The organism is Dehalococcoides mccartyi 195, from assembly GCF_000011905.1.
GTDB classification, from domain to species: Bacteria; Chloroflexota; Dehalococcoidia; order Dehalococcoidales; family Dehalococcoidaceae; genus Dehalococcoides; species Dehalococcoides mccartyi.
Genome location: NC_002936.3, coordinates 1,057,385 through 1,071,133 on the forward strand (window position 1 = coordinate 1,057,385; position 13,749 = coordinate 1,071,133).

At 47.8% G+C, this 13,749-nt stretch carries 17 protein-coding genes and 1 pseudogene; 4 read left to right on the top strand and 14 right to left on the bottom strand.

What is annotated here, in order from left to right:
• Nucleotides 1-10 precede the first annotated feature (10 nt).
• From DET_RS05970 to DET_RS08800, 8 genes are all read right to left on the bottom strand, one after another.
• A complete protein-coding gene (locus tag DET_RS05970; protein WP_010936847.1) occupies nt 11-1,630 on the bottom strand; it encodes a nitrogenase component I subunit alpha in 1,620 nt (539 codons plus the stop codon).
• 11 nt (nt 1,631-1,641) lie between these two features.
• A complete protein-coding gene (locus DET_RS05975; RefSeq protein WP_010936848.1) occupies nt 1,642-2,034 on the bottom strand; it encodes a P-II family nitrogen regulator in 393 nt (130 codons plus the stop codon).
• Between the two features lie 9 nt (nt 2,035-2,043).
• Complete coding sequence (locus DET_RS05985; protein ID WP_041223387.1) at nt 2,044-2,373, bottom strand: P-II family nitrogen regulator; 330 nt, start codon at nt 2,371-2,373, stop codon at nt 2,044-2,046.
• A gap of 24 nt (nt 2,374-2,397) precedes the next feature.
• Complete coding sequence (nifH, locus tag DET_RS05990; protein ID WP_010936850.1) at nt 2,398-3,222, bottom strand: nitrogenase iron protein; 825 nt, start codon at nt 3,220-3,222, stop codon at nt 2,398-2,400.
• A gap of 177 nt (nt 3,223-3,399) precedes the next feature.
• Nucleotides 3,400-4,506 carry an ABC transporter ATP-binding protein gene (locus DET_RS08420; protein ID WP_010936851.1) on the bottom strand — a complete coding sequence of 369 codons (1,107 nt, stop codon included), beginning with the start codon at nt 4,504-4,506 and terminating at the stop codon, nt 3,400-3,402.
• Nucleotides 4,507-4,548: 42 nt separating this feature from the next.
• Entirely contained in the window at nt 4,549-5,217 is a 669-nt protein-coding gene (gene modB, locus DET_RS06000; RefSeq protein ID WP_010936852.1) for a molybdate ABC transporter permease subunit, read from the bottom strand.
• Between the two features lie 29 nt (nt 5,218-5,246).
• Nucleotides 5,247-6,050: a molybdate ABC transporter substrate-binding protein gene (gene modA, locus DET_RS06010; protein WP_010936853.1), complete on the bottom strand. Its 804-nt coding sequence runs from the start codon at nt 6,048-6,050 to the stop codon at nt 5,247-5,249.
• A 206-nt stretch (nt 6,051-6,256) separates the two neighbouring features.
• A complete protein-coding gene (locus DET_RS08800; RefSeq protein ID WP_231935525.1) occupies nt 6,257-6,976 on the bottom strand; it encodes a winged helix-turn-helix transcriptional regulator in 720 nt (239 codons plus the stop codon).
• Nucleotides 6,977-7,191: 215 nt separating this feature from the next.
• Between DET_RS08800 and DET_RS06020 the strand changes: the two genes are divergently transcribed.
• Together DET_RS06020 and DET_RS06025 are read left to right on the top strand one after the other, a co-directional pair.
• Entirely contained in the window at nt 7,192-7,671 is a 480-nt protein-coding gene (locus DET_RS06020) for a MarR family winged helix-turn-helix transcriptional regulator (protein ID WP_010936855.1), read from the top strand.
• 142 nt (nt 7,672-7,813) lie between these two features.
• The gene (locus DET_RS06025; protein WP_010936856.1) at nt 7,814-8,122 is read left to right on the top strand and encodes a 4Fe-4S dicluster domain-containing protein; all 309 of its coding nucleotides are present in this window, start codon (nt 7,814-7,816) and stop codon (nt 8,120-8,122) included.
• 89 nt (nt 8,123-8,211) lie between these two features.
• Here DET_RS06025 and DET_RS06030 read toward each other — a convergent pair whose 3' ends face one another.
• The 6 genes and pseudogenes from DET_RS06030 to DET_RS08935 all read right to left on the bottom strand — a co-directional run.
• Nucleotides 8,212-8,979 carry an adenosylcobinamide amidohydrolase gene (locus tag DET_RS06030; protein ID WP_041223388.1) on the bottom strand — a complete coding sequence of 256 codons (768 nt, stop codon included), beginning with the start codon at nt 8,977-8,979 and terminating at the stop codon, nt 8,212-8,214.
• 316 nt (nt 8,980-9,295) lie between these two features.
• On the bottom strand, nt 9,296-9,691 hold the full coding sequence (locus DET_RS06035) for a hypothetical protein (RefSeq protein ID WP_234943850.1): 396 nt from the start codon (nt 9,689-9,691) through the stop codon (nt 9,296-9,298).
• A gap of 77 nt (nt 9,692-9,768) precedes the next feature.
• Nucleotides 9,769-10,071: a zinc ribbon domain-containing protein gene (locus DET_RS06040; RefSeq protein ID WP_041223468.1), complete on the bottom strand. Its 303-nt coding sequence runs from the start codon at nt 10,069-10,071 to the stop codon at nt 9,769-9,771.
• A 58-nt stretch (nt 10,072-10,129) separates the two neighbouring features.
• The gene (locus tag DET_RS06045; RefSeq protein WP_010936861.1) at nt 10,130-10,426 is read right to left on the bottom strand and encodes a hypothetical protein; all 297 of its coding nucleotides are present in this window, start codon (nt 10,424-10,426) and stop codon (nt 10,130-10,132) included.
• Nucleotide 10,427: 1 nt separating this feature from the next.
• Complete coding sequence (locus DET_RS08930) at nt 10,428-10,967, bottom strand: 4Fe-4S double cluster binding domain-containing protein (protein ID WP_407636479.1); 540 nt, start codon at nt 10,965-10,967, stop codon at nt 10,428-10,430.
• Nucleotides 10,968-11,957: 990 nt separating this feature from the next.
• Nucleotides 11,958-12,026 (bottom strand): annotated as a pseudogene (locus tag DET_RS08935) (twin-arginine translocation signal domain-containing protein); the annotation flags it as partial.
• Nucleotides 12,027-12,311: 285 nt separating this feature from the next.
• On the opposite strand from DET_RS08935, the gene DET_RS06055 reads away from it, so the two are divergent.
• Nucleotides 12,312-12,782: a MarR family winged helix-turn-helix transcriptional regulator gene (locus tag DET_RS06055; RefSeq protein ID WP_010936863.1), complete on the top strand. Its 471-nt coding sequence runs from the start codon at nt 12,312-12,314 to the stop codon at nt 12,780-12,782.
• A 389-nt stretch (nt 12,783-13,171) separates the two neighbouring features.
• The gene (locus tag DET_RS06060; RefSeq protein ID WP_010936864.1) at nt 13,172-13,699 is read left to right on the top strand and encodes an FmdE family protein; all 528 of its coding nucleotides are present in this window, start codon (nt 13,172-13,174) and stop codon (nt 13,697-13,699) included.
• Nucleotides 13,700-13,749 lie beyond the last annotated feature (50 nt).

Genomic DNA, 13,749 nt, shown 5'->3' on the forward strand with positions numbered 1-13,749 from the left:
GTTCCCCCAATCAGATTCCATAGGTAGCTTTAACCTGAGTCTGGCGCTGCCAGGGTGCTTCAAGGTAAGACCAGATACGGCTGCTTACCAGCCGGTCAACATCTTTGTAAAAGTTAATTGCCCCTTCAAACCCGGCAAACGGGCCGCCGTAATCGTAGCTATGAAGCTGCAGGCAGGGTATACCGGTTTTCTGAACTGCGTATTTTTCCTTAACACCGGCACAATATAAATCCGGCTTATAGAGTTCCAGCAGGCGGAATGTTTCGTGGTGGCTGGGCTCGTCTATGGTAAGTGACCCGGCTTCCATCTCCGGCATCATACCGGCATAGTCCTTAAATTCCACCCCATTTGCAGCCAGCTCAGCGCATTTCTCAGGGCTTACTCTTTCCTTATACCTTTCGGGGTCTTTTTCTACGGTCAGCTCCTCAATATTGCGTGAATCAGCATCCACCGTAATGCTGGGCAGTACCCTGCGTCCTTCATAATCATCCCGGTGGGCAAATTCATAACCGGCCGCCACCACTTCCATACCCAGCTCTTTAAAAAGCTCCTGATAGTGGTGGGCGCGTGAACCGCCTACAAAAAGCATCACCTTCTTGCCGCGGCAGCGTTCCTGGTACAGCTGGCGGGCTTCCGAAACCGCCGGCATTTCTTCTTCAATAACCCGTTCGGTCTGTTCAATCAGCTTTTCATCCCCGAAATAACGGGCAATCTTGCGCAGGGACTTGGCAGTTGCTTCCGCCCCGATAAAATTAACCTTAATCCAGGGAATGCCGTATTTGGTTTCCATCATATCAGCCATATAGTTGATAGAACGGTGGCACATGACCAGATTAAGTTCGGCAGTATGGGAACGGCACATGCTGTCATGGTCTGAGTTGCCGCAGAAGGTTGAAACCAGCTCAAACCCGCAGCGGGCAAACAGGTCTTCAATTACAAAAGCGTCCCCGCCGATGTTATATTCACCCAGCAGATTTACCCGGTAGGGTGAGGGCGAAGCGGTGTTATCCGTACCCACCATATGCTTGAATATCTGGTTGTTGGCTATATGGTGTCCGGCAGACTGTGAGACCCCCTTGTAGCCTTCACAGCTGAAACCGAAAACCTTGATGCCCAGTTTTTCCTGCGCCGCCCGGGTAACCTGATGGATATCGTCTCCAATCAGACCCACCGGACAGGTAGCATGAACAACTATGGTCTTGGGCTTGAAAAGCTGGTATGCCTCTTCTATAGCCTGGGCCAGTTTTTTCTCACCCCCGAAGACTATTTCTGACTCCTGCATATCAGTAGATAAACAGTAAGTCATAAAATTTTCGTCTTCCGGCTTGGGCGGGCGGGTCTGGTTACGCCGGGTCAGCCATGAATAAAAACCGCACCCGATAGGGCCGTGAGTAATGCTTAAAACATCTCTGGTGGGCCCCAAAATAACGCCTTTGCACCCTGCATAAGCACAGCCCCGCATGGTAATCAGGCCGGGAACAGTCCGGGCGTTGGCCGCAATTTGGGGTGTTTCGTCTGTGCCGGTATTAACTACAATAGCCTTAGCCCTTTTGCGGGCAATTTTTGAAGGAAAATCAGCAACCAGCTTATCCTTGATTTCCTCCGGGTTATATATTGATTCCTTTACCACGGTTTTGCTCCTTACAAGACATTGACCACAGAGTCTATGGCGTCCTCGCCCCGTTCACCTGTACGTAACCGTACCGCTTCCAGTACCGGCATGACAAAGATTTTGCCGTCACCGTGATTTTCTGTCCGGTTTACTTCTATAACTGTATTAACCACTGTTTTCACCTGATCATCCGGCACCACCAGGGTAATCAGCCGCTTGGGTACCAGCTTGAGAGACGGCCCAAGCTGGGAAATGGCTTCTTCATGGCCGCCTTCGGCTCCCGCCAGCAGCAGATAATCCACATTACCTTTACCCCGGCCCATGGTCTTCAGCATCGTAATGGAAGCAAAGCCAGCATCCACCAGGGCGCGCTTAGTAATATTTATCTTGTTAAACCTGATAATAGCCATAACCTCTTTCATATGTACCCCCTACAAAACAGCGCTGCCGGTGCTGATGGTATAGGCTTCTTCCACCGGTGAGATAAAAATCTTACCGTCACCGAAGTTGCCTTTTTCACCAGTCCGGGCAGTTTTCATAATGGTATCAATGACAAATTCCTTGTCCTTGTCATCTATAACTGTCAAAAGCAGCACTTTGGGCAATTCGTCATAGGAAACACTGCCAGCCCGGATACCCCGCTGTTTGCCGCGCCCGAAAACGTCTATCTTGGTAACAGCCGGAAAGCCGGCATACATAAGCTCCGCCATAACATCGTCCACTTTTTCAGGGCGCACAATGGCCCGCACCATAATCATCATTGTCGTCTCCTCTTTTGAAATTTATTAGGAAATAACCCCGAATTCCACCAGCAGGGATTCCAGTTCATCTACGCTGATAGGTTTAGGCACTACAAACATTTGGTTGTTATCTATAGCCTTAGCCAAAGCCCGGTATTCGTCAGCCTGCTTGGCCTGCGGATTCCATTCGATAACTGTCTTCTTGTTGATTTCAGCCCGCTGGACATCATTGTCCCGGGGGACGAAATGAATCATCTGGGTGCCAAGACGTTTGGCAAATTCGGCAATCATTTCCTTTTCATTGTCCACCATGCGGCTGTTGCAGATAAGCCCGCCCAGTTTAACCGAGCCGGCATCGGCAAATTTGCGGATACCCTTGCAGATATTGTTAGCCGCATACATGGCCATCATCTCGCCTGAGCAGACTATATAAACTTCTTCCGCCTTGCCTTCGCGTATAGGCATGGCAAAGCCGCCGCAGACCACGTCTCCCAGAACATCATAGAAAACATAGTCCAGGGGAGAGTCTGATTCATACCCGCCCAGCTGTTCCATCAGATTAACCGCCGTAATAATACCCCGGCCGGCACAGCCTACGCCCGGTTCCGGGCCGCCGGATTCCACGCACAGGGTATTGCCGAAACCGGTCTTGCGGACAAGGTCCAGCTCTACGTCCTCACCCTCCTCACGCAGAGTATCCAGCACCGTTTTCTGGGCCAGTCCTCCCAAAAGCAACCGGGTAGAATCAGCCTTAGGGTCACAGCCCACCACCAGTACCTTGCGTCCCATTTCGGCCAGAGCCGCCACCGTATTCTGGGTGGTCGTTGACTTGCCGATACCTCCCTTGCCGTAGATAGCCACCTTCCTCATTTCAAACCTCCTTGAGATTGTAAGCACTATTTGCCTGAATTTTTTAAGACATTCTCACTTTACCAATTCTGTATTGCCGCACGGTTTCTATCAGGTAAAATATTTGTTTCCCGCAGATTTCCAAAAGGTAAACTGGCCGCAAGCAGAAAAGTACCAGAGAGAAAAACCAGATTCTAATCAACCAGCCAGGCTGCCGGTTTGGGCTGTTTCCCCTGCCTGTCCAACTACTACCAGATGCTCCGTGGGGAAACAGAAATTGAGGCGGCTGCCCACTTTAAGGGAAGCATCCGCCGGAGGGGGAAGAAAGGCTTCAAAGGTATACTGCAAATTTGCACCGGCGGAAAAGAAACAGCGGGTTGAAGCGACTTCATTTATCACTCCGCTGACCACCCCCGGCAGGCTGTTTTCTTCGGCGGCCGCAGACACCCGGACAAATTCAGAGCGGATACCCAAAGTAAGACGCATACCTACCGCCAGCTGCATCTGTTCAGGCAGACGTATCTTGAACAGGCTAAGGCCGGGTACTTCCAGATATAAATCCTGTCCGATTATCTGGCTGACTGTCCCGACCAGCAGGTTTTTAAAGCCCATCAGCCCGGCTACCGTCAGATTAGCCGGAGAACCCACTATCTTGCCTTTGTCCCCGCACTGGGCTATCCGCCCGGATTCATATATGGCCATTTTGGATGACATCCGGTAGCCTTCGGCAAAATTATGGGTAACCAGAATAATAATGCCCTTGTAAAACTGCTGAAGGCTAAGCAGCTCTATTTCCAGACTTTCCTTAACCACCGCGTCCAAAGCCGAAAAAGGCTCATCCAGCAGGAGTACCCTGGGTTCGGGGGCAATGGCTCTGGCCAAAGCTACCCGCTGCTGCTGCCCGGCAGACAGCTGGCTGGGAAAGCGATGCCCCAGAGAGGCTATATGCATATTTTCCATCAGACGGGTGATAATGCCGTCACTTTCGGCCTTTTCCAGATGCCTTATACCATAAGCAATGTTATCCCTGACGGTAAGGTGGGGAAAAAGGGCATAGTTTTGAAAAACAAATCCCACCCGGCGTACCTGAGGGCGGATATCAATCTTGCGGGAGGTATCCAGCAGGACTTCCCCGTTCAGATTTATATACCCTTCGTCAACCTGAGTAAGCCCGGCAACACACTGCAGGGTCATGGTTTTGCCGGAACCGGAAGGCCCCAGCATAGCCATTATCCCGCTGTCAGCCGAAAAAGCCACCTCCAAATCAAAACCGGGCAGTTTCTTTTTTATGTTAACTTCAAGCATTTACCCCCTCCTCAAAGCCATTTCAGCCGCCTTACCGCCGTTTTAGGGCTTGGCCGGTATTTTCAGCTTCCAGTAAGTCAAAGCCGCCAGTGATACAAAAGAAATGGCCAGTACAATAAAGACCAGTACCATAGCTTTATCCGTATGTCCGGCCTGAATATTGAAATAAATAGCCACCGGAATAGTGGTGGTCTTGCCGGGTATATTTCCGGCCAGCATCAGGGTAGCCCCGAATTCACCCAGAGCCCGGGCAAACGCCAGCACAGTAGCCGCCATAATAGCCGGACGGGCAGCCGGCATGGTAATAGTCCAGAAAACCCGCCACTCGCTAGCCCCCAGTGTCCGGGCGGCATTTTCAATATTTACGTCCACCTGCTCAAAACCCGCTCTGGCGGACATATACATCAGGGGAAAGGTCATGATAACGGCGGCGATTACGGTGGCCGGCCAGGAGAATACTACCGTCATATCAAACAGCGATAGGAATTCTCCCAGCGGCCCGTTTTTGCCAAACAGCATCAGCAGGCCGAAACCGACCACCGTAGGCGGAAGCACCAGCGGCAGGATAAAAATCCCGTCTATCATGCCCTTGTATTTGCCTGAGTATCTGGCCATCCAGCGGGCTACCGCAATACCCAGAATAAAGGTTATGGCGGTAGTAACCAGAACCGTTTTGCATGATATCCACAGTGGTAAAAGATATGAATCCACATCCGCTTCCAATAAGTTAATTTAAGGGTTTAACCCTCAGCTAAACTAAAGCCGTATTCGGCAAAGATAGCAGCCGCTTCCTGCCCGAAAAGAAAATCTATATATGCCTGGGCAGCTTCAATATCCTGGCAGCCCTTTATAATGGCGGCAGGGTATACAATCAGGGTATTCACCTCAGCCGGGGCTTCGGCTACTATCACTACACCATCTGTAATGGCAGCATCAGTGGAATAAACAATACCGGCTTCCACATTAGCGCCTTCCACATAGCCCAGAACCTGGCGGACATCACTGCCTAAAATCAGCTTGGGCAGCAGCTGGTCATAAATACCCAGTATCTCCAAAGCTTTTTTACCGTAAGTTCCCGCCGGTACAAATTCCGGGTCACCCAGGGCGATGCGCACCACGCCTGAATCCAGAAGGTCCATAAAACTGTCCAGCCCCAGGGTACTATCAGACGGGACAATCAGAACAATCTTATTATTCAAAAGATTGCGGCGGCTGGAATCCACCAGAAAACCGCCTTCTTCCAGGGCATTCATCTGGGCGGGTGCCGCCGAGATAAACACATCTACCGGAGCCCCGTTTTCAATCTGCTTCTGCAAAGTACCGGAAGAAGCAAAGTTGACACTCAAAGTAACCCAGCTGTTTTCCTGCATGTACAGGGCATTAATCTCCTGGAGGGCATCAGTCATGCTGGCGGCGGCGGAAATACTGATTTCAACAGCTACATGGTTTTCCTCAGCCGGGGAACAGCCGGAAAAAACCAACACCCCCATTACCGCAAAAACAGCCACAAACCGGGGTAAAATACGGTTAACCATTCTCTTCATAAAATTTGTCTCCTCTTCAGGGCCAAGGAATGTGAAATAGCTTTCCTCAGAAAACTAACCGGCCGGGATTTAGATATCCTGAGAGTTAGTGGCTTCCAATAATCCAGCCCTGCTTTTAATATATTTACTATACAAAAGCAGTGTTGCCAGCTAATTAATGGCAGTTAAAATGTTTGTTTCTTGAATGTTTCCGGCAGGTAAACAGGCTAGGCAACCGGCAGACGGGCAGCGCGGAAGGTGTATCCCACCCCTCTGACCGTCTTGATATATTTCTCGTTAAAGTCACCTATTTTGGAACGCAGACGCCGGATATGCACGTCTACGGTGCGGGTGCCGCCGTAATAGTCAAACCCCCAGATAGTCTCCAGCAGAGATTCGCGGGTATAGACCCGCCCCCGGTTAGAAGCCAAGTATTTCAGCAGCTCATACTCTTTAAGCGTCAGGCTAAGCAAACGGTCTTTGACCCTGACCTCATAACTGTCCAAAGTTATTGAAATGTCATCTATCTCTATAATATTCCGGCTGACTTTCTGCCGGAACTGGTAAATAATCCGCCCCAGCCGGAATTCCATTTCCGGGCGGCTGTAAGGCGTGATAATAATTTCATCAAACTCAAACTGGCGGGGAATTTTGCGCATGGTCTTTTCATTCACCACCGCCACCAGGGGTATATCAGGGGTAAAAACCTTTCCGCCCAAAAGTTTCTCACAGGCCTCAAGGCGGTCGTCATCCCAATCAATAAGGCAGATAATTACCGCATCCAGCGGTTCGGTGCTGTTTTCCAGCAGCTTAACCAGCGAAAAATCAAAACTCAGGCAGGAATAACCGGCCTCAGTCAGGTCATTTTCAAGCCCGTTAGGCAAAATATCGGAACAGCCGATGAGCGCCAGTTTCGGGGTATTATCAGGTAACTTTCTGTTCATCATAAATCTATGATAACAGTCAATTATTACCGGTATATTACCGTTTTATTACATCTTATCTTAAAAAATAATGTAACACGGCTGTAATATTTATAACTATGCAAACGTAAAATATACTAAAAACAAACCACCCAGGATTTTCGGGGGGTTGACAAACATCTGTTTAGCTACTAAATTATTTAACAGTCAAACTACTACTTGGCAGGCAGCACAAGAACATGACAGACCAGCACAACCGGATTAAAGCAGATACCGAAAGGGATGAACTCACCCAGCAGATTCTCGAGCATATGCATGTACTGATACATCATATTAAGCGGGACGTATCTGCCACACACCCGCATCTCAGCCCGCCCCAAGCCCGGTTGATTTTTATAATCAGCCAGCACAGTGATTCAGGTATATCCGTAAAGGAATTAGCCCGTCTGATGTCAATTACCCCGGGTGCTGTCACGCAGTTTATAAACGGGTTGATTGATAAAAACCTGATAACCCGGGAAACAGACCCGGCGGACAGGCGCAGTATCAAGATAAAACTAACCCCGCCAGCCGAAAAGGAGATCCAAAACCTGAAAAAAGATTTCTTCAATTCAGCCGCCCGAAAATTTGGGGCGCTGAATACCGAAGAAATGAAAATACTAGTCAATCTGGTCAGCAAAATAAACCCCGCACCGGCTACCGAAGAAAACTTACCTTAGAGGTTTGGGGATAAGCGGTTGATTTGAAAATTAGTAAGACCTTCAGTCAGATATTTCTTTACCCATGGGATTATTTTGCCTGCGGGCAGTGATAATAAAGCCGTTAACACTATAAATCTATTTGAATTCAGAAAGGCAAAAAATGCAGTCAAACAATCAGACGCCAGCTCCCAGACACAACCCGGGTGATTTTATTCCGGTAATAAATACTTCTAAATGTGAAGGGGATGGAGAATGCACCGTGGCTTGCCCCAATGGTGTATTTGAAATATATAAATTATCCGCCGAAGAAAAAAGCCAGCTCCCATTTTTCGCCAGGCTCAAAGTATCTGCTCATGGTAGCAAACAAGCCAGATTAGTCCACCCAGAACGCTGTGAAGGCTGCGGCACTTGCGTAAGTGCCTGCCATGAAAAAGCAATTAAATTAAAAAGAACCCAAAATAGCGGCTAACAGTCTGAATTAGCTGGGGTTAAGGCGCTTAATCCGGATACAAGTACCTGACTTTGCGTCTTAACCCTTTATATTCCCCAGTTTTACGTCTAATACCCCCGGCAGTTTCTGACAGCCTGTTTGACCGCCTGAGTTGCAGATTTGGCCATCATCTCCCCCAGTTTGGTATGTCCGCCTACATAAGTATACTTGTCATCCCCGCCTGATACGCTGATTATCTGGTCTGTTCCCGTTCCGGTTGCCTGCCATTCGGGGTGTACCGCACTCCGTATATCCAGTTCCTGTAAAGCTACATTCTTAGCCTCGGTCAGTGTGATATACGACGAAGCAAGCGTGGGTGTCTCCAGAGTAGAGCCGGTAAGCAGGATAATATTTATCGTGCCTATCTTCTCAAACTTGCCATTTCGCTCTATACCGCTTGCGGCATCACAGCCTATCCGCATGGCGTTGGTCTTGACCCCGGCAGTAGCAAAGGCAAGTACCCAAAATTCTTCATAACTTTCTTCCGCCCAGGCTATTTTGTCCTGGTCTACTCCAGTAGATAAAAATGAGACTTTATCCAGGTCTGTGCCGTATCTCTCAAGGACTTCTTCCAGCACTACCGAATAGGCTGTCTGCCAGTCTGATGAGTTGTCGTGCATGAAATCCCAGAGTTCAGGGGGTATGTGGGTGTTTAAGATATATCTGGCCTTACCCAGCCCGGTGCGGGTGGAGAGTATATTCCTTTCCTCCGGCAGTTCTATTACCAAAGTATTGGTGGACGCACCCAGTGCCTTATGATAGACAATGCCTGCTTTTACCCCGTGAAAACTGCCCAGTTCTTTATAACAGGTATCTGTTTTCAGTTCAGATATCACCTTTGTTCCCTCCATATCAGCCTTATTCCCTTTCCCCGTAAAATATGCCCCCTCCGGAATACAGGAGGGGGCTAATTATCTTTAACTCCGCACCTGCTCTTTCCGTAGTCACCGGAAGGGCAGTACCTGAATCCGGGCGCTTTGCTGGCTTGCTCTTTTCCCCGCTCACAGTAGGCGCTACTGCTCCGGATTTTCACCGGCTTTCTTTCCCGTTTCCAGGACATTTCTGGTAATATTCGTATTCGCAGGTAATATTTGTATTCGTTTGTTAATAATACCAACCCTAAGTTCTCTGCAGTTTAATGTATCCAGTTTTTTATTCACCTATTACAAATGGCATATTTAACCGTTCCCATAAATCCACATAGATAATTACGTGATATTCTCCTGGCACAAATCCTTCCTCTGGCGCATAAAGTATAAGCTTAATGGGAAATTGAGAATGCAAGTTATCCTCTATCTGTATAGGGTCTGCTTCACTATCCCGAAACCAGCGCACATTAAGGGTCTTACAACACATATCATCCGATAACGAAAAAACTAAAAATATCGACTCTGCAGATGACGAAAATACATTGCCCCTATCAATCGGCCGTCCGTACGGATCAAGCATATCGGTAACATCTGCCTGTGTTACCAGTAAACCCAAATCAGGGCAAGCATCCGGTATTACTTTTTCTGTCTCTGGTTCAGCACAGCCATAGCACCCCATTATCAGCAATAGACACCCTGTAAACAGGGCTAACTTCGTTCTCCCAAACCAGTTTGTTGAAAAATTAAGTAACATATTCAGGCTTGTGCTGATTTCGCAGCTTTTTCTGCCAGTCTATCTTGAGCTACCTTTAATAGCCATGCATTGGGATCAAGGCTTTTGTCTTCATTTAAGCGCTTCTCGGCATAATACATTTTTTCGTCAGAACTATCCTGAAATTTAACCAGATTTGATGTCTGATTTTTCCATGAAAAACCGGATACTACCCGCTGAGCCCTGCCACCACAGCCGGGACAGCGGTCAATCTGGCAATCTTCTGGTTTACCTATTTTCTCATATGAACTCTGGCAAAACTGGCATCTATATTCGTATAAAGGCATTTTACTCTCACTTATGCTGGGCAGTGCAGTAATAAGCTGCACCGCCCAACAGCTTGATTTATTTTTCTTGGCGTCTAATTAACTGGAAAGTAACAAGAGCAAGAACAATACTTACAATTAATAGAATACCCCAACCGAAAAGGGCACCTTGAATGAACACCATACTGCCCAATTCTTCGCCAAGCTGAGCACCCAACCAGGCAAAACCGATAATCCATAAAACACCGGACAAAAGCAGCATAATCCAGTGCCACCATTTAACAGCTTTACCGTATCCTTTGGCCATGGAATATACTGCCCAGGCCGCAGCTGCCAGACCAAGTCCCATCAGTACGTTTAAGAGCATCATCCACATATTACTTCACCCCCATTGGAGTATTGACAAAACTGCTGACATATTCATTAGTTTGAATCCACTTCGGAGGTTCGTAAACACCCTGATAGTTAGGCGGATTAAGTTCTTCCTGATAATGCTTGGGATAGAGTGTCCGTTCTGCCCAGATAGCTATATTTTGGGATGTACCAGTAGCATCATGAGACAAAACTTCACGCACGAAGCGATGTACCCAAGTGTTCTTTTTGGTCCACGGGCATACTGAGATACAGGCACGGCAACCCATAGGCCCGGCCCCCAGATTCCAACCGTCGCGGCATTTAGCAAGATTAGTGTTGAAACGGCGCTGCCCGTAGATCTCAAATTTGGGCTTGTCATCATAGCTTATAGCCTGAGTAGGACAGACCTGAGCGCACAATTTACAGCGGCTACAGAACTCTGCAAGGTTAAAATCTACCGGTTTATCTGCGGCTAAAGGCAGACTGGTAGTAATAACGGCAGGTCTTACGTTACCGCCAAAGTCAGGAGCAAGACAGTTAGAGGTGCGCCCAATTTCACCCATACCACATTCGGCAGCGATACCAGGAACAGGGAAGTCATATCCGCCGAACGGGGAATGCCAACGGGCAGGATAACCCAGATATTTAAGGAATTTGACCATCTGCTGGGCTATCTGGGATGAAATGTTGTAACCTGTCCATGAGTCACCATAGTTTGGGTCACCGGCGTTTACATCCCAGCTCATAGTACCGGTTACCAAGATGGCATTGTCCCACCAGTCAGGTATTTTGATAGGCGTGTTGATGCCAAACCCACGCCCCCCGGTACCGCCGCCCAAGCCACCCAAAGGTGCATGACTATAGGCAACCCAGCCCTTGTTTAATGGGGTAACACCTACGAAAGTTGCACCCAGGTCAGCTGCCATACGCTTAACAAGCTGGCTGGCAAGCTCCGGAGAATCAAATACTGCCCGTCTGGCTGAAACACCAGACCAGTCATTTTCTTCAGGCGGAGCCGTGATACTGGAGACAGGAACGGCTCTCTGAGCTTCAGATCTGGCCATGGCAATAAGGCCTTCGTTGGCATTGAAATTGGCTCTGCTTTCTATACTTGCTTGAAAACGTTCAACAAGCTGGGGAAGCCAATCATACTTGTACTCTTTGTCTATATCCACCATCATGGGATACAGATCATAGTACTCCTGATAGAAAGTGGACAAACCAGCCAGACCATTGGACGGCCAAGTATTGGGCATAGCATCCAGGTCACCTTTGGTCAGGTCATAACCCAGCGCCGGGCTACTTCCAGATACCGCATGTCCGGCACTCTTAAACCGTTCACCATAATACCAACGCATATCTATGCGGTGTATGCCCCCTACGGAATGGTTATTAGGCAAATCAGGGCCGATAACCTCCCAGCTGAAAGGGGTAACCTTGTCAACACGGAATGGTTCACGATTAAAATATTCATGACCTTGACGGTGTTCCTGACCCTGCATGGAGAATGCAGATTGTCCCTCATGATAAGAATTCCAGTAACTGCCAGCGGCGGCTACTCCTAGACCAGCAGCACCTACACCTGCGGCCTTGAGGAAATCTCTACGATTTACTTCTGTCATGATTCCTCTCTCTTTTTGTTAATAATTTGTCTTCCCAAATGCCACACGGTCTTTCCCGAGCGTCAGTGTTCCATTCTCACCTCCTTCTAGTACTGAATATGTAAATATACTTTGGTATCGTTATATCGTATACGAATTATATCGTATACGATACTTATCATGTACGATACATTATCGCGCTAGTAAATACATCGTCCAAATGGCGTAGTACTTTATGCTGAATTTTTGACGATTCACCTACAAGTTGATATTATTTAAGGTATTAAAGGAGTATCAAAACGGATTATGGAATTCAGCGAATTTTACAAATGGGATCCTAATGATGCAGCTGGCCTGTTGCTAATGCGAACCCGCAGGGCCATGTATAAAGAACTTGAAAGAGCATATTACAAAATTGGTATTTCTCCCGAGCAGGCAGGCGTTTTTGACCAGGTAGCTACCCACGGCAAAGCAACCATAAATGATATTACCCATCGTCTTCTGCGCGAACCCCACACAATACTGGGGCTTATCAACAGAATGGAATCTAACGGATTAATCTATAAAGAAAAAGATGCTGATAACCACAGTATGATAACTATATCTCTAACAGAAAAAGGTTATGGTGTTTGCCGCCAGATGCTGGAAATACGTGAAAGTCTGATTAAACCTACAACTGTGCTCACCGATGATGAAAGAGAGCAATTGGAAAAACTACTCACCAAAATATTAGATGCCACCATGAAGCGCCTCAATAAAAAAACTAAAACAATCTGAAATTGTAAACTGAAATATCTTAGATTATTCTGATAACAAATCTACCTGGCTAATCTAAAGTGCCATTCCTAATTTTAAAACTAGGAATGGCACTTATTTTGAAAACACCATAACTGCATATCAACTGCATTTATCCAGGAACCAGCACCTTATTTATACAGATGTACTCACGCCTCAAATCAAATACCCTCTGTAAAAGACCGGGCGCCACGCATACCTATTTATATATAGGCAAAATTTACAAGCAGTTTTTCTAATCCCCAGACCTTTGACAGCCGTAAATAAGCGGTGTATAATGCAATCCATTGTACATGCAACTAGTTGCATTTGATATTAATATCAATATCTAAAGGTCTTAAGGCCGAAACTAACAGGAGGTACAAAACTCTATGGACGAAAAACTCTGGAAAAAGGCAGTAGCCTTTCACGGCCATGAATGCCCCGGCTTGGCTATAGGCTTCCGGGCGTGTGAAGCGGCTATTGAAAAGCTGGGCATTGGCACTTCGGAAGATGAACAGATTGTATGCATCACCGAAAACGATGCCTGCGGGGTGGATGCCGTGCAAGCCCTGCTGAGCTGCACTATGGGCAAGGGCAATCTTATTTACCGGGGAACCGGCAAGCAGGCGTTCTCTTTTTACAACCGGACAGACGGCAAAAAACTGAGGGTCTGCCTCAAGCCGGGCAAGAATAACGGAATGGAACGTCCCCAGTGGCAAGCACACCTCCTAAGTGCCCCGCTGGATGAAATCTTCAGCTTTTCAGAGCCCAAGAAAGACCTGCCGGAAAGGGCCAGACTCTTTCAGACTCTGGTATGTGATGTCTGCGGAGAGGGCGCACCGGAACACAAAATGCGCTTTCAGAACGGTAAAACAGTCTGTCTGGATTGTTTTACCACCTATGACCGGGGCTGGTAACGTAAGCAAGGCCTATATTAAGCGGTTAATCCTGCTTACTCCCTGCAGAT

What these genes read in the sequence shown, in the direction of transcription:
- DET_RS06035 (WP_234943850.1), bottom strand. Translation starts at nt 9,691, where the DNA reads ATGGGGTGCTATGGCTGTGCTGAACCAGAGACAGAAAAAGTAATACCG.
- DET_RS06025 (WP_010936856.1), top strand. Translation starts at nt 7,814, where the DNA reads ATGCAGTCAAACAATCAGACGCCAGCTCCCAGACACAACCCGGGTGAT.
- DET_RS06045 (WP_010936861.1), bottom strand. Translation starts at nt 10,426, where the DNA reads ATGTGGATGATGCTCTTAAACGTACTGATGGGACTTGGTCTGGCAGCT.
- modA (WP_010936853.1), bottom strand. Translation starts at nt 6,050, where the DNA reads ATGAAGAGAATGGTTAACCGTATTTTACCCCGGTTTGTGGCTGTTTTT.
- DET_RS06055 (WP_010936863.1), top strand. Translation starts at nt 12,312, where the DNA reads ATGGAATTCAGCGAATTTTACAAATGGGATCCTAATGATGCAGCTGGC.
- DET_RS06060 (WP_010936864.1), top strand. Translation starts at nt 13,172, where the DNA reads ATGGACGAAAAACTCTGGAAAAAGGCAGTAGCCTTTCACGGCCATGAA.
- DET_RS05975 (WP_010936848.1), bottom strand. Translation starts at nt 2,034, where the DNA reads ATGAAAGAGGTTATGGCTATTATCAGGTTTAACAAGATAAATATTACT.
- DET_RS06040 (WP_041223468.1), bottom strand. Translation starts at nt 10,071, where the DNA reads ATGCCTTTATACGAATATAGATGCCAGTTTTGCCAGAGTTCATATGAG.
- DET_RS08420 (WP_010936851.1), bottom strand. Translation starts at nt 4,506, where the DNA reads ATGCTTGAAGTTAACATAAAAAAGAAACTGCCCGGTTTTGATTTGGAG.
- DET_RS05985 (WP_041223387.1), bottom strand. Translation starts at nt 2,373, where the DNA reads ATGATGATTATGGTGCGGGCCATTGTGCGCCCTGAAAAAGTGGACGAT.
- DET_RS06020 (WP_010936855.1), top strand. Translation starts at nt 7,192, where the DNA reads ATGACAGACCAGCACAACCGGATTAAAGCAGATACCGAAAGGGATGAA.
- nifH (WP_010936850.1), bottom strand. Translation starts at nt 3,222, where the DNA reads ATGAGGAAGGTGGCTATCTACGGCAAGGGAGGTATCGGCAAGTCAACG.
- DET_RS08930 (WP_407636479.1), bottom strand. Translation starts at nt 10,967, where the DNA reads ATGGGTGAAATTGGGCGCACCTCTAACTGTCTTGCTCCTGACTTTGGC.
- DET_RS08800 (WP_231935525.1), bottom strand. Translation starts at nt 6,976, where the DNA reads ATGATGAACAGAAAGTTACCTGATAATACCCCGAAACTGGCGCTCATC.